This window comes from Mesorhizobium salmacidum (SeqCode) (assembly GCF_037179605.1).
GTDB lineage: Bacteria > Pseudomonadota > Alphaproteobacteria > Rhizobiales > Rhizobiaceae > Mesorhizobium > Mesorhizobium salmacidum.
This window is the reverse complement of the sequence record NZ_JAPYKS010000001.1, coordinates 226,040-246,711: the sequence shown is the minus strand read 5'-3', so window position 1 is coordinate 246,711 and position 20,672 is coordinate 226,040. Positions and strand designations below refer to the sequence as shown.

Here is a 20,672-nt window from a genome sequence, read left to right as displayed (position 1 = left end):
CCAAATCGAGTAGCTTTTTCAAAGTTATCCCTCCCTTGTGTTTGAAACTGATAGGATGCTTGACGTCGGATCTCAGCGCTTTCAGCCACAGCTTCAACGCGGACCGGTTTCGGTTTGTGCCCACCACAGCCGAAGCTGGTTCCCCTGATGGACCGGCGTTTGTGACCCCAGACAGTCAGGTCGCAAAAGGAAGGGTTCTACCCGGCGAAATGCGGGATAATGGCGATCGCGCAGTCATTGCGTGCCTTGAGACGGCAAAGTGCCGGATATGTTCGCTTTGTTCCGTCCACGCCGGCCCGTCTTCCGGATTGTCGCGGGGGCTGTTCAGCCGATAGGATCGCGCGGCGGGTGTGATGGTTGCAACGCGGATCGAGCGAGAGGATTTGTTTGTGGAATTGACCGAGAAGGATCGTCAGCTGCTCGCGCTGATGCAGAAGAATGCGCGTGAGCCGGTCGCGTCACTGGCACGTCAGCTCGGCGTATCGCGGACAGCGTTGCAGGAGCGGATCCAGAAGCTGGAGGCCGGCGGCATCATCGAAGGCTATACCGTGCGGCTGACCAAGGCGGCGGCCCAGAACGCCGTCCACTGTTTCACGCTCGCCGCCCTGAACAACAAGAGCTATCCGGACGTCTCCAGAAAGATCAAGGCGATGCCTTCGATCCAGGCGGTCTACGCCATAACCGGCGAATGGGACCTGATCATCCACCTTGCCGCCGAGACGCTCGAGAAGCTGAACCGGGAGGTGAATGCGCTGAATGAAATCGGCGGCGTCATCAAAACCGCTTCCCATGTGGTGATGGAGACGAAGTTCAACCGGACCATCTACGCATTGTAGGAGGTGGCGGGATGTCCGGCGGCGGTGGAGAACGCTCCGCCAGCCGGGGCCGCCATGCAGTCGGACTAGACCGTCGCCGGGTCGAGCGCCGGCTGGCTCTTGCGGCGCGCGACGATCGCCTCGAAATCCGCGGTCTGGAAGGCATCGCGCAAGGCGTCGAAGGACGGCAGCACGAAATAGGCGCGCTGGAACTTGTCGATCTCGTAGCCGGTGCGCATCACCGTCTCCAGGTCGAACGGCACATGGTGGGCCTCCGTGCTCTCGACCGCGAACTGCAACTCGGTGAACGACGACATCAGCCCGGCGCCAAACGCCTTCAGCGGCTGGCCGGCCTCCTGCATCAGGCCGTATTCGGCCGTGTACCAGTAGAGCCGGGTGATCATCTCGTCGCCGCCGAGCGCGATGATGTCGCCGGCCTTCTTGCCATACATCTGAATGAAGTCGGCGAACACCGGCTGCGACAGCACCGGCACATGGCCGAAGAAGTCATGGAACATGTCCGGCTCGACGATGTAATCGAGTTCCTGCCTGGTGCGCAGCCAGTTGGTGACCGGGAAGCGGCGGTTGGCGAGGTGATCGAAGAAGGGGGCGGCCGGAATGAGGCCGGGCACGGCGACGATTTCCCAGCCGGTCAGCTTGCGCAGCTTGGCGCTGACGTCCTCGAAATCGGGGATGCGATCGAGAAGGCCGAGCTTCTCGACGCCATCGAGGTAGGAGTGGTGGGCGAGCTTGCGCGTCAATTTGGTCTGGCGGTCGCACAGCGTGCGCCACACCGCCTGCTCCTCGGCCGAATAGTCATAACCCTGCGCCACGGTAAAATCGGCGCGGCATACCGAGTAGTCACCACGCAACCCCTGCGCCGCGCAGTCGCGGGCATATTCGGCAACGCTCATCGTCGTCATGGTTTTTCTCCTCGCAAATCATCAATGGCTAACGTAAGCGGAGCGTAACCGGATCTGCCGAGGCAAATCGGTTTTGATGATGGACCGCTTGCCACATTCGGGATAACATTCACTCATAATCCGCATGAGAGGAGTAAAAATGCCTCAATTCGACGATTTCGAAATCAGGATGCTCGATGTCCTGCAACGCGACGGGCGCAAGCCCGTCTCCGAGCTGGCGCAGGAGATCGGCCTCTCCACGACGCCCTGCGCGCGGCGCTTCGAAGCGTTGCAGGAAGCCGGCATCATCAAGGGATTTGCCGCAATGATCAGCCGCCGCGCGGTCGGCCTGATGGTCGAGGTGTTCATCCAGGTGCGCCTCGTCAGCCATAGCGACGGCTCGCCCGAAAGCTTCATCGCCGCGGTGCAGCGCATGGACGAGGTGTCGTCGTGCTGGACGATGACCGGCGACCACGATTTCCTGCTGCATGTCATGGTGCCGTCGGTCGACGAGCTCAACGCCTTCGTCATGCACCGGCTGATGCGGCTCGACGGCGTGCGCGACGTCCACACGCAACTGGTGCTGCAGAACATCAAGGGACCCGGCCACGTGCCGCTCGCGCATCTCAGGCGCTGATGCTATTCCTCGTTTTTGCGGAAAAGCTGCAAGCAAACTGCTGAAACGGGCCCATCGGGCGGCGCTATCGCCGGCCAGCATGCGCGGACCAACTCCCTGGAGGTCCGCCATGAACATCGTCCTGATCAATCCGCCGCACACAGCCATCGGCAGCCGCGTGCCCGACGATCATTTGCCGCCGCTTGGTCTTCTGGCGATCGGCGGCCCGCTGATCGACGCCGGCCACGAGGTGCGGCTCGTCGATGCCGAGTTCGGGCCGATGCCGCTCGCCTCGGTCGTCGCGGAAGCCCTGAAGGACTGCCCCGACTTCGTCCTGATCGGCCATTCCGGATCGACCTCGGCGCACCCGACCGCCTTGTTGATCGCCGGGATGATCAAGGCGCGCGAGCCGGCGACGATCATCCTCTACGGCGGCGTGTTCCCGACCTATCACTGGCGCGACATCCTTGCCGAAACCGCCGTTTTCGACTTCATCGTGCGCGGCGAGGGCGAGGCGACCGTGGTGGCGCTGGTCGAGGCGGTTGAAATGCGCCAACCGCCGGCAAGCGTTGCCGGCATCGCCTATCGCGACGATCTCAATCGTCCCATCGCCACGCAAGCGGCGATGACCATCGCCGACCTCGACGCCTACCGCGTCGGTTGGGAACTGATCGACCACCGCAGGTACAGTTACTGGGGCGGCAAGCGCGCCGTGGTCATGCAGTTCTCGCGCGGCTGCCCGCATCTGTGCAACTATTGCGGCCAGCGCGGTTTCTGGACCCGCTGGCGGCATCGCGACCCCGTCAAGTTCGCCAAGGAGATCGCCTGGCTGCACCGCCAGCACGGCGTCGAGCTGATCAACCTCGCCGACGAGAACCCGACCGTCTCGAAGAAGGCCTGGCGCGCTTTCCTGGAGGCGATGATCGCCGAGGACGTGCCGGTGCTGATCGTCGGTTCGACTCGCGCCGACGACATCGTGCGCGACGCCGACATGCTGCACCTTTACCGCAAGGCCGGCGTCATCCGCTGGTTGCTCGGCATGGAGAACACCGACGAGCAGACCTTGCAATTGATCCGCAAGGGCGGCAGCACCTCGTCCGACCGCGAGGCGATACGGCTGCTGCGAAGGCACGGCATCCTGTCGATGGCGACCTGGGTGGCCGGCTTCGAGGATGAAGGGTTTCGCGATCTCTGGCGCGGCTTTCGCCAACTCATCGCTTATGACCCGGACCAGATCCAGGCGCTCTACGTGACGCCGCATCGGTGGACGCCGTTCTTCCGCATCGCTCGCGACCGCAGGGTCATCCAAAGGGACGCCCGCCTGTGGGACTACAAGCACCAGGTGCTGCACATGAGCCGGCTCAAGCCGTGGATGCTGTTCTTTTCGGTCAAGCTGATCGAACTGGCGGTGCAGTCGCGGCCGAAGGCGCTGGCGCGCATCCTGTTCCATCCCGACCCCGAGCAGCGGCATTCGATGCGCTGGTACACAAACATGGGCCGCCGCGTCTGGTTCCGCGAAGTCTGGGGTTTTCTGGTGACAGACCGCCGGGTGAAAGGCGGCCCGACGCTCGCCGAATTCTGGGGCGCGCCGCAGGACGCCGAGGAGGAATCGATGATCTTCCAGCGTCCGGCGAAGAGACCTGCAACGGTGCCTGCCGTTGTGCTGCATGCGGCGCTCGAGTAACGCGCTTTCGCGTCCTGCCGCCGCGGGCCCGACCCGTCCCGCCCTGGCCGCCAGCGGTGCACGCTCTAATTCCTCGCGATCGGACGATGGTGACTGGCAGGAGGAAGCGATGGACCTTGTCACGCATAAGAAGATGAAGGGCGGCCGGCTTATGCCTTGGGGCAAAGGCACCGTCGTGACCGGCGCCAAGGGATATGTCTTCCTTGCCGGCAATACGGGCACGGCCGAGAACTATGATCCGTCGAGCGGCAAGGGTGGCGCCGTTGGCGACGCGGCGACGCAATGGCGCTCCATTCTGACGAACATCAAATCGGACCTGGAAGAACTCGGCAGTTCGCTCGAATATCTCCTCAAGATCACACAGTACGTCAAAGGGCCGTTTCCAGACGGCGGCGCGCTGAGCTCGCCCAACTTCCGGCTGGACGTCATGGACGAATTCTTCGCCGAGCACTACCCGAAGCACTGCAGCTACAACAATCCGCCGCCATCGGAAGTGATCGGGGTTGCAGCACTTGCGCATCCCGATCTCGTCATCGAGATCGTGGCCGTCGCCGCTCTGCCGGACTGAGGACGCCAGGCGCCGAAGGGCAAAATATCAGGGCACGATCAGTGTGCCGGCGCCGTGTTCGGTGAAAAGTTCGAGCAGCACCGAATGCGGCGTCTTGCCGTTGAGGATGACGACGCCTTCGACGCCGCGCTCAATGGCCTCGATGCAGGTCTCGACCTTTGGGATCATGCCGCCCGAGACCGTGCCGTCCTTGATCAGCGCCCTGGCCTCGGCGACCGTCAGCTCGTCGATCAGCTTCTTGTCCTTGTCGAGCACGCCCGGCACGTCGGTGAGGAACAGGAGGCGCGAGGCCTTGCAGGCACCGGCAATGGCGCCGGCGAAAGTGTCGGCGTTGATGTTGTAGGTGTGACCGTCGCGGCCGGGCGCCACCGGCGCCAGCACCGGGATCATTTCGGAGCGTGCCAGAAGGTCGAGTAGCGTGCGGTCGACCTCGACCGGTTCGCCGACGAAGCCGAGATCGAGCACACGCTCGATGTTGGAATCGGGGTCGATCATGGTCTTGCGCGCCTTTTCGGCGAACACCATGTTGCCGTCCTTGCCGCACAGGCCGATCGCCCATTCGCCCTCGGCATTGATCAGCGCGACGATCTCCTTGTTGATTGACCCGGCCAGCACCATCTCGACGATCTCGACCGTCTTCTGGTCGGTGACGCGCAGGCCGCCCTCGAATTTGGATTCGATCCCCATCTTGGCCAGCATGGCGCCGATCTGCGGGCCGCCGCCATGGACGACGATCGGGTTGACGCCGGACTGCTTCAACAGCGCGATGTCGCGGGCGAAAGCCTTGCCCAGTTCGAGATCGCCCATGGCATGGCCGCCATATTTCACCACGACCGTCTTGTGCTCATAGCGCTGCATGTAGGGCAGCGCGCGCGACAAGAGGGCGGCCTGCATTTCGGCGGTGGCGGCGACGTCCGTCATCGGCGTGGTTCCCTGGCTTCTGGTTCTATGCATGCCGTTGTCCCAAACCGCTGGGCACTTTCGGCGACATGCATCAGGTGGAGACGGCGGCGTCTTAGCGGCAATTGACGCGAGCCGCAAATGGCATTGCTGTCATATTCGAGCGGTTCACGATGTCGTCATTATGACGGCACCATCAGCGGCGCCCGCCGCGTCAGCCAGCCCGAGATTTTCTCCATCTGCGCGGCGAGCGACAAAAGCGTTTCCTCGTCGCCCGGACGGCCGGCGGCCTGGATGCCGAGCGGCAGGCCGGCATCCGTGACATGGACGGGGAGCGCGATCGACGGCTGGCCGCTGACATTGTGGATCGCGGGCCAATGCGTGAACCAAAGGCTATTGTCCATCAGCTGGCCGAACAGTGGTTTGATCTTGAGCAAGGAGGTGAGGTGAAGCTTGTCGAGCAGGTTTTCGATCAGTTCATCGGCGTTTTTGGGATCCATGGCACCGCAGGCGAGCGGCGGGTGGGCGATGACAGGCATCAGCACCGCATCATAGCGCGCGGTCTCCTCGATCAGTTGCCGCGAGGCGGCGTGCAGCCGCTGCAGGCCGGCATAGGTCTCGCCGGCCGAGACCATTTCGCCCAACCGGCCGAGCACCCGCGTGGCGCGCTCGATGTCGCCCGTCACGGAACGGCCGACGCGCAGCGCTTCGGCCCGCAGCGAGCCGGCGACGGCGGAGGCGACAGTCGTGCAGAAGTCGGCGAAGAAATCACGGCCGATGAAAGGGAGTTCGATATCCTCGACCGAATGGCCGCCTTCGCGGGCGAGCGCCACGGCAATGTCGAGCGCCTTGAGCGTCTCGGCCGAAATCGGCAGGCCAAGCGGCGACTTGCGGTACACCGCCAGCCTGAGCTTGCCGGGATCGCGCGCGGCGGCAGCGGCGAATGTGCCCTTTGGCGGCAGCGCGGCATAAGGCGCCAGCGTGTCTGGACCATGGGTGAGGTCGAGCAGCAGCGCGCAGTCGCGCACCGAGCGGGTGACGGCGTGATCGACGACCATGCCGTACCAGCTTTCGCTCACCAGCGGCGACAGCGGGACGCGGCCGCGCGAGGTCTTGAGGCCGACGAGCCCGCTGCAGGCCGACGGCACGCGGATCGAGCCGCCGCCATCCGAGGCGTGCGCCACCGGCACGACGCCGGCGGCGACCAGCGCTGCCGAACCGCCCGACGAGCCGCCGGTGGTGTGGCCGGTATTCCAGGGATTGCGGGTGATGCCGAAGGCTTTGGATTCGGTCATCAGCCGCAGCCCGTGCTCGGGCGACGTCGAGGTGACGATCGGGATCAGCCCGGCCGCGAGATAGCGCTCGGTCATCACCGAGTTGAAATCGGGCACCCAGGCCGGAATGCGGCTGCCGCCATGCGACGGCACCCCTTTGATGGCGATGCCGAGATCCTTGATGGCAAAGGGCACGCCGGCCAGCGGCAAGGAACGGTCGATGCTCTTCGCGCGGGTCCGTGCGGACTCATAGAGCGGCTCTGCCGTTGCATTGATTTCGGGGCGGGTGGCCTCGGCACGGGCGATCGCCGCCTCGGTCAAGTCGATCGCCGACAGTTCACCCTTGCGCACCAGACCGGCAAGACCGGTTGCGTCTTCTTCCCACAGGATCCGTTCGACCGACATGCGCGCTCCCCCCACCTCCGCCAAGCTAGCCAGCGGCGATTCCCTTGGCAATCCAGGCCGATAGTGTCTCAGTTTGGAATTTGAGCGGCGACTTTTTGTAAGTCGGCTATCTTCCAGCGTTGGGAGGGGGAGCAATCGCCCCCGGAACGATGTCGGTGTTTTGGGCAACCTTTATCCGCCAGCCCACCTGTTCTTCCTTCACAACCAGAAGCAGAATGCCTTCTCGTGTTCCGGCGGATGAGCCGTCCGGAGTGGATGCGCCGGTCAGGATCCATGTATAGTGCACTGATGCAAGGCCCGAGGATAATTCAACAACCGACGAGACAACACCCTCCAATCGGCTGTCACGAAACATGGCTTCATGAGTTGCGCGGTGCGCCTGTTCGATCTCGGTGCGGTTCTTCCACCACATGCCCACGACGTTGACGAAATTTGCGTCGTCGGTGAACAACGCTGCGAAGTCGTCCATATCATGTCTGTTCCAAGCATCGGCAAAGGCAGTGGCGGCATCCTCAGGTTTGGCGACCACCAATCCCATGACAAATCTCCGTTGCTTTCCGCCAAAGCGTAGCATGTCGGGGTCATCGCCTCAAATGCGATCGCCGCCTTTTGAATTTCAAACTGGGACACTGACTCGAGGCATGGTGCGGAAGCCCGAACTTTAGGTGCATGGAATATTTCGGGCGTTGCAAACACAACGCATTTGCCTAACTTGGCGCGCATGACGCCGCAGGACATCACCAAGCTGATCGTCCGGACTTCGATGAAGGATCGGGCCGCATTCGACCTGCTCTACCGGCAGACCAGTGCGAAACTTTTCGGCGTTTGCCTTCGTGTATTGAACGACCGGGAAGATGCGGAAGAAGCGCTGCAGGAAGTCTTCGTCAAGATTTGGACGAAGGCGGACCGTTTTGCTGTCTCCGATCTGAGCCCGATCTCCTGGCTGGTGGCAATCGCGCGCAATCATGCGATCGATCGCATCAGGGCGCGGCGCAAGCCTGCCGTCGATATGGATGCCGCGCTCGAGGTGGCCGATCCGGCGCCGGGACCTGAAGCGATGGCGGTGGCGGGCGATGAATTCGGACGCATCCACCACTGTCTCGATGAATTGGAAACGGACCGGGCGGCGGCCGTCCGCGGTGCTTACCTCAAGGGCGAAAGCTATGCCGAACTGGCGGCACGCCATGGCGTGCCGTTGAATACGATGCGTACCTGGCTGCGCCGCAGCCTGATGAAACTCAGGGAATGTCTGGAAAGATGACGCTGGCAGAGGACAACGGACCGGAACGTGGGGGCGACGACCTGTTCGCCGCCGAATACGTTCTTGGCGTTCTGTCGGCGGAAGAGCGGCAGATAGCATCCAAGCGCATCGGTTCCGAAGCCGATTTCGCGCGGCTCGTCGACGATTGGGAAGTTCGCCTGTCGTCGCTGGCCGCAGCCTATCCGGAAATCGAGCCGCCGGGTTCGGTGAAGCCGGCGATCGATCGCCGGCTTTTTTCGTCGACATCGGCTACGTCACCTCAAGTACCCGCCGGCCTGTGGTCCAGCCTCGCCTTCTGGCGCGGCCTTGCGGCGGCCGCTGTCGCTGCGCTGGTGCTCTACATCGCCGTCCCCTATCTCAACCCACCGGCCTCGCAGCCGCAGACGCGCCTTGTCGCCTCGCTCGCGGCCGACGGCAGCGACGTCAAATATCTGGCCGTCTACGACGCTGCCCGCCACGATGTCGGTCTCTCTCTCGTCTCTGGCGAACGCGCCGCCGGCAAGGACTTCGAACTGTGGATGATCGAGGGCAAGAATGCTCCGGTCTCGATGGGCGTCATCCCGGCCGGCCAGACCGCGCATGTGCCCGTTGCGCCGGCGGTGCAGCAGAAACTCGCGCGGGGCGCCGTGCTGGCCGTCAGTCTCGAGCCTGCCGGAGGCTCGCCGACCGGCCAGCCGACCGGGCCCGTCGTCGCCGCGGGCGACTTGAAGGGCATCTGATCGACCCGTTCGGACAGGGTTCTGCTCCCGAAAACGTGATGGAGCCGAAAATGTAACAAGGAGCTTGCCGCGGACGAAACAGCAGGCAAGAGCCCTCCGTCGATCGCGTCGTCTCGCTCCCGTGATCCGCAGTCGACACGCGTGCTCCGCGCCGCCGACGGTCAACCGTGTACGGCGCGGAGTCTCGTTTCAGGGGCAACCGTCACCGGCTTTTGACTTTCGGGCGGCGGCATAGTTTGGCAAAACAGACGACAGGAGGAACTGGTCATGAACCGTCGCGACTTTCTTTTGAGCGGTGCCGCCGCTATCGGCGTCGTCGGGGCCGCGGCAACGATGCTGCGCATGGGCAGCCCGCAGGCCGCGCAAGCCGCCGAAAAATTCGAGGTCACCAAGACCGACGACGAGTGGAAAGCCATCCTGTCGCCGGCCGCCTTCGACGTGCTGCGCAAGGAAGGCACGGAGTATCCAGGCACCAGCCCGCTGCTCAACGAACACCGCAAGGGCATCTTCGTCTGCGCCGGCTGCGACCTGCCGGTCTATCCCTCTGAGACGAAATTCGATTCCGGCACTGGCTGGCCGAGCTTCTGGCAGGAGATCGCCAATGGCATCGGCAAGACCGAGGACCGGTCGCTGGGCATGACCCGCACCGAAGTGCATTGCCGCCGCTGCGGCGGCCATCTCGGCCATGTCTTCGACGACGGTCCGGCGCCGACCGGCCTGCGCCACTGCATCAACGGGGTGGCGCTGACCTTCAAGCCCGCCACCGCCTGACAAGATGGGTTCTACGTTTCAGGGAAACGCAGAGCTGCCCTATTGCTGGCCTAGATGCTCGAGATAAGTTGAAAGGCCAGAGTGATCGTTACGACAATTGGTAAAACCGCGCCTAGCACCATCATGGCAAGGATGCAGTGGAACCGGACAGGCTGGGTCTCTCGGGAAATGTTGCCGGTGCGTTGGCTGACAACACCGGCTGCAAACCATCCGCGCAAGTTCGCCAAACAAGCACGAACCCACAATGGACAGCCGATCACGCACGCCACCAGCAAAATGCCAAGAACCCAAGTCTCCATTAAAATAAGATATCCGCAGATGTTTTAATCATTCGTGCTGGCTGCATCCGGCTTTCACTCAATTCGAGCTTAACGGCCAGCTGCTGAATATCCAGTTTGTCTTGGAATTACGCCAGGACCAAGCGGATATAAAAAACTCCGGGCTTTGCGGCCCGGAGTTTTTTGCGTGGTTCGGAGTTTTCGGGCGTGGACTGGAGGAGCTTCCCGAAAACCGCTGCCACGGTTCCTTGCTTCAGTGCCCGCCGCCTCCGCCACCACCGGGCGCGCCCGGCTTCCTGATCAGCATGGTGAAGAAGCCCAGCGTCCCGAACAGTACGGTCAGCAGATAGAACACATCCATGAAGGACAGCAGCGCCGCCTGCTGGTGGACCATGCCCGACAGCTTGGAGATCGCCGCGCTTGTGGCATCCAGGCCGGTGGTCTGCTCGAAATTGAGCGTCATGTTCTGCAGCTTGGTCTGCGCGGCGGCGCTGCCCCACTGCACGTGCTCGGAGAGCCGGGCATAGTGGAAGGCATTGCGATCGATCAGCACGGTGTTGATGATGGCAAGACCGACGGCGCCGCCAAGGTTGCGGGTGAGGTTGAACAGTCCGGACGCGTTCTTCAACCGGTCCGGCGGCAAGGTGCCGAGCGCGATATTGTTGATCGGCACCATGCACAGCATCATCGAGCAGCCGCGCAGGATCTGCGGGATGAGCAGCTCGTAAAAATCCCAGTCGGCGGTCAGATGCGTCATCCACCAGGTGCCGGTGGCGAAGCCGAACAGGCCGATCATCATCATCAGCCGCAGATCCATCTTGCTCGACAGGATGCCGGAGATGGGCGCGGTGAAGAACATGGCCAGACCGCTTACGAACAGCGCTTCGCCGATCATCATCGAATCGTAGCCGCGGATGCGTCCGAGGAAGACCGGGTAGAGATAGGTCAGGCCATAGAGGCCGATGCCGATGACGAAGGAAAACAGCGAGCCGAAGGCGAAATTGATGTTGCTGAAGGCTTTGAGGTCGACGATCGGTTCCTCGGCCGTGAAGACACGCCAGAAAAAGATCACCGCGCCGATGGTCATGACGATGGCGCAGATGAACACGGCCTGGTCCTGCAGCCAGTCGTTGTTCGGACCCTCCTCTAGCACATATTCCATGCAGCCGAGGAAGGCGGCCATGCCGGCGAGGCCCCACCAGTCGAACTTCGAGAACAGCTTGAGATTGGGCTTGTCGAAATCGATCAGCGACCAGGCCGCGGTCGCGACCAGAATGCCCGGTACGACATTGACCAAGAACAGCCAGTGCCATGAAAAGGCGTGGCTGATATAGCCGCCGACGGTCGGGCCGATGGTCGGCGCCAGCGTCGCCACCAGGCCGATCATCGGCGAGACGATGGCGCGGCGCGAGGGCGGGAAGATGGTGAAGGCCGCCGCAAAGACACTCGGGATCATGCCGCCGCCGATGAAACCCTGCACGGCGCGGTAGACGATCATCTGGTCGATGTTGGTGGCGGTCGCGGCAAGGGCGCTGGCCGCGGTGAAGCCGGCGGCCGCGACGGTGAACAGCACGCGCGTCGACAGCATCCGGCTGAGGAAGCCCGACAGTGGGATCATGACCACCTCGGCGATCAGATAGGCCGTCTGCACCCACGGTATCTCGTCGGAGCTGGCGCTGAGGCCGGCCTGGATCTCGGCCAGCGAGGCCGAGACGATCTGGATATCCAGGATCGCCATGAACATGCCGAACACCATCGCCAGGAAGGCGATGATGCGTCGGGTCGAGATGGTGTCGGGCGCGGCCGGTATCGCCGGCGGCGATCCTGCGGTGATAGTTGCGGTTGCCATGTCCTGAGCCTCCTTGAGGCAGGCCGGGCGGCTCGGTGCTTCAATCAGCCACCAAGCCGCCCTCCGAAAAGCGATTAGTTACTGGTCGGGGCAGGCGCGGTGCGGCTGTCGACGGCGACGACGACGCTCAAGCCGGCGCGCAGCTTGCCGGTTTTCAGCGCGTCGGCCGGCACCTCGATGCGGACCGGCACGCGCTGCACCACCTTGGTGAAGTTGCCGGTCGCGTTTTCCGGCGGCAGCAGCGAGAACACCGCGCCTGACGCCGGCGCCAGCGAGGAGACGGTCCCCTGGATGGGGTGGCCATCGATGGCGTCGACCGAGATGTTGACCTTTTCCCCAGGCACGAGCCGCGCAAGCTGCGTCTCCTTGAAATTGGCGACGATATAGAGCTTGTCCATCGGCACGACCACGGCGAGCTTCTGGCCGGGGCTGACCAGATCGCCCTGTTCGACGGAGCGGTTGCCGACGACGCCGTCATACGGCGCCTTGAGCACGGTGAAGGAGAGATCGCGCGCGGCCTTGTCGCGGCCAAGCTGCAGCGATGCCAGCGTGCTGGCGGATTCTGCGCGCTGCGCCTCGAGCACGCCGATATTGGCCTGCGCGGCGGCGATCTGCGCATCGGCGCCGACGAGCGCGGCCTTGGCCTGGTCGAGCGCGGTCTGGGCGTCGTCCAGCTGTGCCTGCGTGCCGACATGCGTCTTGACCAGTTGCGCGGCGCGCTGCTGCGCACGGCCGGCATTGTCGGCGGCGGCCTGGTCGGCGACCTTCTGCGCCTGCGCCTGCTGCAGGGAGGCCTGCGCGGCCTTGGTCTGCGCGTCGATGCGGTCGAGCGTCTTGGCCAGCGTGGCGATCTGCGCCTCGGCCTGGGCAACGGCGATCTTGTAGTCGCCGGCATCGATCGTTAGCAGCGGATCGCCGGCCTTCACCTGCTGGTTTTCGCTGACCAGGATCCGATCGACATAGCCGGAAATTTTTGGCGAGACGAACGACATGTCGGCCTGGACATAAGCATCGTCAGTCGAGATCATGAAGCGGCCGGTGGTCCAGTAATCATAGCCGTACCAGGCGCCGCCGCTCAAGAGGGCAAGGCCGATAATCGGCAGCAGGAAAGAGCGTACCGAGCGCTTCTTCTTGGCCGGAGCTTCAGCCTCTGGCGGCGGTGCGACTGCCGGCTGGACATGCACATCCGGCGCTTCCGTCGCCGGGGCGACCTTGGCGTTGGGAAAAGGGCGGACTTCGGCGGTGGCGGGCGTGTTCGAGGACATGACATCTCTCTAATGTTATAATACTGAACCGTTCGGTTCGATCCGGCCGTTGACATAGCGCGTAAAGAGGACCATATCAAGGGGCAATCGAACCGGTTGGTTCGAATTATTTCGAGGTGCGACTTATATGGGTGAGATCGTGGGCAACGCCGACATCGACGCGTGCGAAGACCTGCTGGAAGGTCTGCGCCGCGGCCGGCCGGCGGCTGGACAGGACCCGGTCAAGCGCAGCCAGATCATCGACGGCGCCCGTCGTGTCTTCATTGAAAAGGGCTTCGAGGCCGCCTCGATGAACGACATCACGCGCGAGGCCGGCGTCTCCAAGGGCACGATCTATGTCTATTTCGCCAACAAGGAAGAGCTGTTCGAGGCGCTGATCGAGGAAGAGCGCGGCACCATCTTCAAGAACATGTACGACATGCTCGAACGCGCCGACGACCTGCGCCAGACGCTGATCAAGTTCGGCAAGGTGCTGTCCATGAAGATCACCTCCGCCAGGGTCATCCAGGCGCAGCGTACGGTTATCGGCGCCTCCGACAGGATACCGGACATGGGGGCCCGATTTTACGAACGCGGGCCCAAGCGCGGCCATGACAAGGTCGTGACATTCCTCAATGCCGCCATCGAGCGCGGCCTGCTCGAGATCGAAGATGTCGACCTCGCCGCCTATCAGTTCACCGAATTGTGCCTGGCCGGTCTTTTCCGGCAGTGCATCTTCGCCTACCGCACGAAGGCCCCGACCCAGGACGAGATCGACCACATCGTCAGGTCGGGCGTCGACATGTTCCTGAAAGCCTACGGCACCGAAAGGCTGGCAGAGGGAGAAAAGACCTTACATTCATCCTGACAGGATTCTCCGAAACGGCCGTCCATTTTTTTGCGGAGGCCGGCTTGACCTCAAGGCGCTGAGCGTCGACGTCTGGATCTGGGTAGAACTGGTCATTCCGCGGGAATGGTTCTCGTTCGCGAGTGTGAAGGCAGATCGGGATGGGCGTTCCGAAGCTCCAGAATGAGATGCGACGCATCGTGGCGGACTTCAACGCCGGTCGCCACGAGCAGGCACGGCTGCTTTGCGAGGAGGCTCTTCGCCAGGCGGCGGACGACCCTGCCCTCAACCACCTCATGGCCGCCGTTCTTTTCGCCAAGGGAGAGATTTCGGGAGCCCGCGCCCATATTCAGGCAAGTCTGGCGATCCGGGCTGACAACGCATCCGCTCAATTGCTCGCCGGTCGCTTGGCGCGGGCGGCACGGGATTTTGACCAAGCGCTGTTCCATTTCTCACGCGCGGCCGAATTGTCGCCTGGCGCCGCTGTGCTCATCGAGCAGGCGCGAACACTTGATGAGGCGGGCGACCGGGCCCAGGCGCTCGATCTGTGGCGACAGGTAACACTTGCCGATCCCTTGTCGGCGGAGGCGGCAGCGCGTTTGGGCCGCATGCTGTTCGAGGACGGAATGCCCGCCGATGCGGCACCTTTGCTGGAGCGGGCAGTAAAGGGAAACGCGCCTGCATCGGCGTGGTTCGACCTCGCCCTTGTCAGGCAGGATCTGCATGATCATGTGGGGGCAGCGGCCGCCTATCGCAAAGCGCTGGAGATACGCCCCGACAACGCCGAGGCGGCGGTCAATCTGGGGATAGTGCTTCAGGAAGTGGGCGACATGGACGCCGCGATCGAGGCCTATCGAACAGCCTACGAGCAGCGCGCCACAACCTTCGGCATCATCGCGATGGCCCTGACGTCAGCGCCGCACGGCAAGCTTTGGATCGATCGCGAAACGTTGAAGGGCTTGCTTGGAGGTTAGCGGGCGCGCTTTACGCGAAACTGCTTCCGGTAGACGCCGGGTTCGGCAAGAACATCGGCGACGGTTTTTTCATAGGAGGCCTTGCGCTCGGCATCGAAGCTTTCGAAGACAAGTTCGGGCGCGGCGCGCGGCACGGGAAAGCACTGCGCAACCGGTGTGCCCTTCGCCAGCACGCCGGAAAAACCCTGGTCGGTCCAAATCGCCGGGAAATTGATGCCGGCGGTCCTGGAAGTGATCTGAATCGACGACACCAGTCACCAGGCGGAAAGGAAGATCATCGCGGTTGACCGGATGGGTGGCGAAGAGGGACCAGCCTTCCTCCAGCTCGATCGTCCAGAAACTGTTGAATTTTATGGCCGCCAGCCCATTCGACAACGGTGCGCCGGCGAGCTGTTCGGCGACATGGAAGCTGAGCGGCGAACGCGGGTGGCCCTTCGTTGACGGCTCGGCGATGTCCCACCGCCATTCGAAGGCTCCGTTCTCAACGGTCACGTCGCATGGCAGCAGGATCATGAAGCCATGCGTCATGGCATCGACGAAGGGCGGACACTGTTTTACCGTCCTGATCTCTCGCCCATGGATTTCCGAATAGGCTTTCGGAGGCATCTTGCGGAGCCAGTCGGGCAGCACGCCGCGCGCGGGAACCGGCCGGGGCAGCATTTCGGCAAGGGCGGGATCACAACGAAAAACGATACGCATCCGGTTGCCCTCGAACGGCATTGCGATGTTGACGGATTGCCAGGGCGCGGTCAACGGATCGCGCAGGACGACTAGCCGCCATTGGCCGCAAGCACGATCGCGGCCTGCAGTTCCTCGAGGCCTTCGCCTTTTTCCGATGAGGTCGCCAGCACGAACGGAAACGCCGCCGGCCGCTTCTTGATCTTGGCCAGCGTCTCCTCGATCAGCCGCGGCACGCCGGCGGCCTTGATCTTGTCGGTCTTGGTCAGCACGATCTGGTAGGACACCGCCGCCTTGTCGAGCAGCGACAGCACCTCGTCGTCCTTGGCCTTGATGCCGTGGCGGGCATCGATCAGCACGTAGACCCGCTTCAGCGTGACCCGGCCCTTGAGATAATCGAAGACCAGCTTCGTCCACTCGTCGACCTTCTCCTTGGGCGCCGTGGCGTAGCCGTAGCCCGGCATGTCGACCAGCGCCATTGGCGGCAGGTCGGCGCCCTCGCCGGAAAACCCGTCCGGCACGAAATAGTTGAGCTCCTGCGTGCGCCCTGGCGTGTTGGAGGTGCGCGCCAGCCCCTTCTGTTTGACCAGGGCATTGATCAGCGACGACTTGCCGACATTGGAGCGGCCGGCAAAGGCGATTTCGGGCGGCCCTTCCGGCGGCAGGAACTTCATGGCCGGCACACCACGGATGAAGATCCACCCGCGCGTGAACAGGTCGGTGCCGATCGCGGTGCTGTTGGGAACGTTCAAGCTGCTGCCTCCAGAAGAGAGATATCGGCGCCCCTGATGGCGTCGAGGTTGCGGCCGACCTTGTCCACCGGCCAATCCCACCATGCCACCGCCAGCAGCCGCCGGATCGTCCTGTCGTCGAAACGCATCTTGACCACTTTCGCCGCGTTGCCGGCGACGATCGCATAGGGCGGCACATCGTGCGTCACCACCGATTTGGCGGCGACGATGGCGCCATGGCCTATTTCCACGCCAGGCAGGATCACCGCCTCCATGCCGATCCAGACATCGCTGCCGACCACGGTATCGCCGCGCACTTCCTTCGACCAGGTCGCCGGGTCAAAACCGTTTTCCCAGCCATGACCGAAAATGTTGAACGGATAGGTCGAAAAGCCGGACATGGCGTGGTTGGCGCCGTTCATGATGAAGCGTGCGCCTTCGGCGATGGCGCAGAACTTGCCGATGATGAGCTTGTCGCCGATGAAGGTATAGTGATGCAGCACGCATTTTTCGGCGAATTTGTCCGGTCCGTCCGGGTCGTCATAATAGGTGAAGTCGCCGATCTCGATATTCGGCGCTGTGACCAACGGTTTCAGGAAGCCGACGCGCGTGTGCATGGGGATCGGGTGCTTGATGCCGGGGTCGGGTCCGTTCATGTGGGTTCGTCCGGGAACTGGCAGACAGACGCATCCGTAACCGGAGGCGTCTGCTCAAAATAGCGTGATCCGCCCTATAGCACCAATCGGCCGGGGAGCGAGTCTTCCGTGGCGGACAAGCTGATTTGTCGCCGCGGCGGATCACGATCGGGTTGGACAGCGCGCCTGTAGAAACCACTGCCCTGATAGACCTGAACGTTCGACGCTCCGGGCGGCAGCACGAAGGTGTGAGGGACGACAGGACCCCGGCCTCGCCGATAGGGCTTCCCAAGAAACATGGCACCCGTCATGAGGCGGGGATGGCGGACCGAGAAAGCCCCAACGACCCGCCAGCGCCCCTTTTCGCCGGAAGCCGCTACTTCGGCAACAGGACCTTGTTGACGACGTGGATGACGCCGTTCGACTGGTTTACGTCGGGGATCGTCACCTTCGCCTCGCCGCCGGACTCGTCCATGATGTAGAGCTTGCCTTTCTTGATCTCGGCGGTGAGCGTGTCGCCCGAGACGGTCTTCATCTCGTATTTGCCGCCCATCGCCTTGGCCTTCTCCATCATCTCGGCGCCTGAAATCTTGCCGGCCACGACATGCGCGGTCAGCACCTTGGTGAGCTTGTCCTTGTTCTCGGGCTTGAGCAGCGTGTCGACCGTGCCGCTCGGCAGTGCCGAGAAGGCTTCGTTGGTCGGGGCAAAGACGGTGAAGGGGCCAGCGCCCTGCAGCGTGTCGACCAGGCCGGCCGCTTTGACGGCGGCGACCAGCGTCGTGTGGTCCTTCGACTTGACCGCGTTCTCGACGATGTTCTTGGTGGCGTACATCGGCGCGCCGCCGACATTCGGGTTCTTGGCATAGGCGGGAGCGGAAATCGCCATGCCGGCGACGAGGGCTGATATGGCGATGGTCCTGAATGTGGGCAAGCGCATGTGGTCTTCCTCCGGGTGAGGGCTGATCGGAATTGATAGCCTTTGGAAACGCACAAGCAGTCACGCCGCGCGAGCGCTTTCAGTTTCGCCGATCACGGGAACGTGAACGGATGCCCGCCCCAGAGAAAAAGCCCGGACGAGCCAGGCGCTTTCGACAGGCCGTGCGGTTGAGGACAGTCTGACCCGCCAATGCACCGTCATCGAGTTCAGGACATTCAGATGCCGAACGGAAATGTATCCGGTATCTTGCCGGTGCTGTTGGCCGACATGCTGAGCGGTGTAACCGCGGACGTTTGATCGAACCAGACGAAGGCGTCGAACTGGCGGGAGACGGACGAGTCCATGTAATGGCTGAGCCGTTCGGTCTCCGGCCGGTAGATGACGCCGATATAGCGTTCCGGCCTTGGTGCCGCCAGATCGTCGCCGAGCTGGCCATGGCGCCCAAAATCCAGCAGGAACGATGGTTTGCCGCTGTCGTGACACAGTCGCTCGAAGCTGTTCGGCAGCGAAGGATTCACGTCCTTCACCTCCATCTCACCGTCCCAATCCGAGGCACAGGCGACAGTACCGGTATCTGTTCCGAAGCCGATCAGCGCCGTCCGCCCACCGAAGCGTTCCCGGCAGAGCTGGCCGATGTTCAACTCGTCGCGGACGGTACCCATGACGGTATGCCGCGCGTCGCCGATATGCGAGTTATGCGCCCACACCACGGCCTTCGAATCCGGTCCATGCGCTTCGAGAAGCTGATCGAGCGTTTCGAACATGTGCCGATCGCGGAGGTTCCAGGTCTCGGCGCCGCCATAATACATTACGCGGTAGTACCGCTCGGCCGATGCGACCAGACGTGCACTCTGTTTGGCGTCGAGCAGAGCGCCGTCGCCTTCGGCCATGGATCGCTCGAACAGATCCATGCACTGTCGCACCACGGCCTCTTCGCAGGTTCTGTAGCCCGGCCGCAGCGCCGCGCGCCCGTAGGTGGTGGGCTCGTTCTGCCAGGGCATCAGACAGCCATAGCGCTCGCGCGCGACGGCGGCCGCTTCGGGATCGACCTTGTCTAGGTAGGCAAGCACCGTGGCGATCGAGCCGCTCATATTGTAGAGATCGAGTCCGTAGAAGCCTGCCTTTGCGTGATCGGGCACGTCCCGATTGTACTCATGGAGCCGGCCGATGAATTCGGACACCTCGGTGTTGCGCCACATCCAGGTCGGGAAGCGCTGGAACGGCTGCGCCTCCGACTGCCGTTCCTCTGCGCGCACATACCGGTTGATCTGTGCTGCATCCGGCCAGTCCGCCTCGACGGCTACGATGGTGAACCCGTGTCGCTGGAGGAGGCGTCGGGTGACAGCCGCGCGGGCACGATAGAATTCCGAAGTGCCGTGGCTGGCTTCCCCGAGCAGGACGACGCGCCGGCTGCCGAACCGGTCGAACATTGCGCCGAAGGCCGGATCGTCGATCGGCGGCAAATCTTCGGCCGCCCGCGCGATTTGCCGCGGCAAAGGAGGAGGGCGTACCTCGCGCGCCGACGGCGCGTTTTCGTCGTGCCCGCCATGCTCGCCGATCAGCGGCACGAACATGACGCCACCGAGGTCCTCCTCCTCGAACTTGTTTGCCGCAATCCGCGTGAGGCGAACGAGGCGCTGCGAGTAAGGGTCCTCACCGACCGGAATGATCAGCCTGCCGCCGATCTCCAACTGCTCCTGCAAGCTAAGGGGAATGGACTTGCCGGCGGCCGCGACGACGATAGCGTCGAAGGGTGCCTTTTCCTGCCAGCCTTTCGTGCCGTCGCCGACCCTGACCTCGATGTTCCGGTAACCGGCGGCATTGAGCCGCCGTTCCGCCTGTTGCGCGAGCGATCGATGCCGCTCGACGGTGAAGACGTGTTCAGCAAGTTCGGCCAGTACGGCTGCCGCGTAGCCCGAGCCGGTGCCGATTTCCAGCACGCGATCGGTCGCCTCGATCTCGGCCATCTCAGCCATTTTCGCCACGATGAAGGGTTGCGAGATCGTCTGTCCGCTGCCGATCGGCAGCGGGCTGTCCTCATAGGCGAATTCCTCAAAACCCGCGTCGACGAATTGCTCCCGCGCGACCCGGCGCAACGCATTCAGAACCCGTTTGTCATGCACACCGCGGCGCGCGATGTGCGCCTCCACCATCCGATGCCTGGCGTGCTCGAAATCCAGCATGACAGCCTCCAATCAGGGCGATCCTCTGCACGTTCGACGCCGGTCGTGCCAGGCTCCTATTCGTTGGTTCGCCCGGTCTGCCGGGGATTGACCCCGCCTTGCGGCGTGGTGTCGTTATCGACATCTCCCGTGAAAGTGTTCTCGCCGTCCAGTTCCTCGTCCTCGTCGAGAAGATTGCCACCCTTGATCGTGCCCCTGGAGGCGCCAATTCCCGGATTCTGCTTCAAATCCTTGTCGGAGGGCTTGCGTGTCTTTGGGTGAATGTTGCTGCTCATCGGAATGCCTCGCTGCAAGTAGCATGATGAGGTCGATCCGCTGCACTGCCTTGAATTTGGACAGGCGCGTCGACCTGATCCTCCCCACGCGGGAGCTTTAGGAAGCCTTTTGCGCGAACTCTTGAA

Annotated in this window: 21 protein-coding genes and 1 pseudogene; 10 read left to right on the top strand and 12 right to left on the bottom strand. The window is 63.1% G+C overall.

Annotation, left to right across the window (positions count from 1 at the left end):
- Nucleotides 1-389: 389 nt before the first annotated feature.
- The gene (locus O7A60_RS01185; RefSeq protein ID WP_198028776.1) at nt 390-836 is read left to right on the top strand and encodes an Lrp/AsnC family transcriptional regulator; all 447 of its coding nucleotides are present in this window, start codon (nt 390-392) and stop codon (nt 834-836) included.
- Nucleotides 837-901: 65 nt separating this feature from the next.
- On the opposite strand, the gene phhA is transcribed toward O7A60_RS01185, so the two are convergent.
- Complete coding sequence (gene phhA, locus O7A60_RS01180; protein ID WP_337104650.1) at nt 902-1,738, bottom strand: phenylalanine 4-monooxygenase; 837 nt, start codon at nt 1,736-1,738, stop codon at nt 902-904.
- 139 nt (nt 1,739-1,877) lie between these two features.
- Here phhA and O7A60_RS01175 point away from each other — a divergent pair, with 139 nt between their 5' ends.
- From O7A60_RS01175 to O7A60_RS01165, 3 genes are all read left to right on the top strand, one after another.
- Nucleotides 1,878-2,354: an Lrp/AsnC family transcriptional regulator gene (locus O7A60_RS01175; RefSeq protein WP_027143838.1), complete on the top strand. Its 477-nt coding sequence runs from the start codon at nt 1,878-1,880 to the stop codon at nt 2,352-2,354.
- Between the two features lie 109 nt (nt 2,355-2,463).
- Nucleotides 2,464-4,017: a magnesium-protoporphyrin IX monomethyl ester anaerobic oxidative cyclase gene (gene bchE, locus O7A60_RS01170; RefSeq protein WP_337104649.1), complete on the top strand. Its 1,554-nt coding sequence runs from the start codon at nt 2,464-2,466 to the stop codon at nt 4,015-4,017.
- Between the two features lie 109 nt (nt 4,018-4,126).
- Nucleotides 4,127-4,585: a RidA family protein gene (locus O7A60_RS01165; protein WP_337104648.1), complete on the top strand. Its 459-nt coding sequence runs from the start codon at nt 4,127-4,129 to the stop codon at nt 4,583-4,585.
- A gap of 27 nt (nt 4,586-4,612) precedes the next feature.
- Here the strand turns inward: O7A60_RS01165 and argB are convergent, their stop codons facing one another.
- The 3 genes from argB to O7A60_RS01150 form a co-directional block, all read right to left on the bottom strand.
- Nucleotides 4,613-5,506 (bottom strand): acetylglutamate kinase, encoded by an 894-nt coding sequence (argB, locus tag O7A60_RS01160; RefSeq protein ID WP_027143840.1) that lies wholly within the window; start codon nt 5,504-5,506, stop codon nt 4,613-4,615.
- Between the two features lie 161 nt (nt 5,507-5,667).
- Complete coding sequence (locus tag O7A60_RS01155; protein WP_337104647.1) at nt 5,668-7,164, bottom strand: amidase; 1,497 nt, start codon at nt 7,162-7,164, stop codon at nt 5,668-5,670.
- A gap of 106 nt (nt 7,165-7,270) precedes the next feature.
- Nucleotides 7,271-7,702, bottom strand: a complete 432-nt coding sequence (locus O7A60_RS01150) for an SgcJ/EcaC family oxidoreductase (protein ID WP_337104646.1) — start codon at nt 7,700-7,702, stop codon at nt 7,271-7,273.
- A 183-nt stretch (nt 7,703-7,885) separates the two neighbouring features.
- Here O7A60_RS01150 and O7A60_RS01145 point away from each other — a divergent pair, with 183 nt between their 5' ends.
- From O7A60_RS01145 to msrB, 3 genes are all read left to right on the top strand, one after another.
- The gene (locus tag O7A60_RS01145) at nt 7,886-8,425 is read left to right on the top strand and encodes a sigma-70 family RNA polymerase sigma factor (protein WP_337104645.1); all 540 of its coding nucleotides are present in this window, start codon (nt 7,886-7,888) and stop codon (nt 8,423-8,425) included.
- Nucleotides 8,422-9,144 (top strand): anti-sigma factor, encoded by a 723-nt coding sequence (locus tag O7A60_RS01140; RefSeq protein WP_337104879.1) that lies wholly within the window; start codon nt 8,422-8,424, stop codon nt 9,142-9,144. Before O7A60_RS01145 ends, O7A60_RS01140 begins: the two co-directional genes overlap by 4 nt.
- A gap of 267 nt (nt 9,145-9,411) precedes the next feature.
- Nucleotides 9,412-9,915, top strand: coding sequence for a peptide-methionine (R)-S-oxide reductase MsrB (gene msrB / locus O7A60_RS01135; RefSeq protein WP_337104644.1), 504 nt, complete (start codon nt 9,412-9,414; stop codon nt 9,913-9,915).
- A 531-nt stretch (nt 9,916-10,446) separates the two neighbouring features.
- Here msrB and O7A60_RS01130 read toward each other — a convergent pair.
- Both O7A60_RS01130 and O7A60_RS01125 read right to left on the bottom strand, forming a co-directional pair.
- Nucleotides 10,447-12,042, bottom strand: coding sequence for a DHA2 family efflux MFS transporter permease subunit (locus O7A60_RS01130; protein ID WP_337104643.1), 1,596 nt, complete (start codon nt 12,040-12,042; stop codon nt 10,447-10,449).
- Nucleotides 12,043-12,116: 74 nt separating this feature from the next.
- The gene (locus tag O7A60_RS01125; RefSeq protein ID WP_337104642.1) at nt 12,117-13,307 is read right to left on the bottom strand and encodes an HlyD family secretion protein; all 1,191 of its coding nucleotides are present in this window, start codon (nt 13,305-13,307) and stop codon (nt 12,117-12,119) included.
- Nucleotides 13,308-13,434: 127 nt separating this feature from the next.
- On the opposite strand from O7A60_RS01125, the gene O7A60_RS01120 reads away from it, so the two are divergent.
- From O7A60_RS01120 to O7A60_RS01110, 3 genes and pseudogenes are all read left to right on the top strand, one after another.
- A complete protein-coding gene (locus O7A60_RS01120) occupies nt 13,435-14,154 on the top strand; it encodes a TetR/AcrR family transcriptional regulator (protein WP_337104641.1) in 720 nt (239 codons plus the stop codon).
- Between the two features lie 140 nt (nt 14,155-14,294).
- Nucleotides 14,295-14,480: pseudogene (locus tag O7A60_RS01115) on the top strand (tetratricopeptide repeat protein); the annotation flags it as partial.
- A 138-nt stretch (nt 14,481-14,618) separates the two neighbouring features.
- Complete coding sequence (locus O7A60_RS01110; RefSeq protein ID WP_337104878.1) at nt 14,619-15,107, top strand: tetratricopeptide repeat protein; 489 nt, start codon at nt 14,619-14,621, stop codon at nt 15,105-15,107.
- Between the two features lie 69 nt (nt 15,108-15,176).
- Here the strand turns inward: O7A60_RS01110 and O7A60_RS01105 are convergent, their stop codons facing one another.
- The 6 genes from O7A60_RS01105 to O7A60_RS01080 form a co-directional block, all read right to left on the bottom strand.
- Nucleotides 15,177-15,737, bottom strand: coding sequence for a hypothetical protein (locus O7A60_RS01105; protein WP_337104640.1), 561 nt, complete (start codon nt 15,735-15,737; stop codon nt 15,177-15,179).
- 140 nt (nt 15,738-15,877) lie between these two features.
- Nucleotides 15,878-16,537, bottom strand: a complete 660-nt coding sequence (gene yihA / locus O7A60_RS01100; protein ID WP_337104639.1) for a ribosome biogenesis GTP-binding protein YihA/YsxC — start codon at nt 16,535-16,537, stop codon at nt 15,878-15,880.
- The gene (locus tag O7A60_RS01095) at nt 16,534-17,172 is read right to left on the bottom strand and encodes a CatB-related O-acetyltransferase (protein ID WP_337104638.1); all 639 of its coding nucleotides are present in this window, start codon (nt 17,170-17,172) and stop codon (nt 16,534-16,536) included. Before O7A60_RS01095 ends, yihA begins: the two co-directional genes overlap by 4 nt.
- A gap of 355 nt (nt 17,173-17,527) precedes the next feature.
- On the bottom strand, nt 17,528-18,088 hold the full coding sequence (locus O7A60_RS01090; RefSeq protein WP_027143854.1) for a fasciclin domain-containing protein: 561 nt from the start codon (nt 18,086-18,088) through the stop codon (nt 17,528-17,530).
- A 215-nt stretch (nt 18,089-18,303) separates the two neighbouring features.
- Nucleotides 18,304-20,271, bottom strand: coding sequence for a protein-L-isoaspartate(D-aspartate) O-methyltransferase (locus O7A60_RS01085; protein ID WP_337104637.1), 1,968 nt, complete (start codon nt 20,269-20,271; stop codon nt 18,304-18,306).
- A 56-nt stretch (nt 20,272-20,327) separates the two neighbouring features.
- Complete coding sequence (locus tag O7A60_RS01080) at nt 20,328-20,546, bottom strand: hypothetical protein (RefSeq protein WP_337104636.1); 219 nt, start codon at nt 20,544-20,546, stop codon at nt 20,328-20,330.
- Between the last annotated feature and the right edge of the window lie 126 nt (nt 20,547-20,672).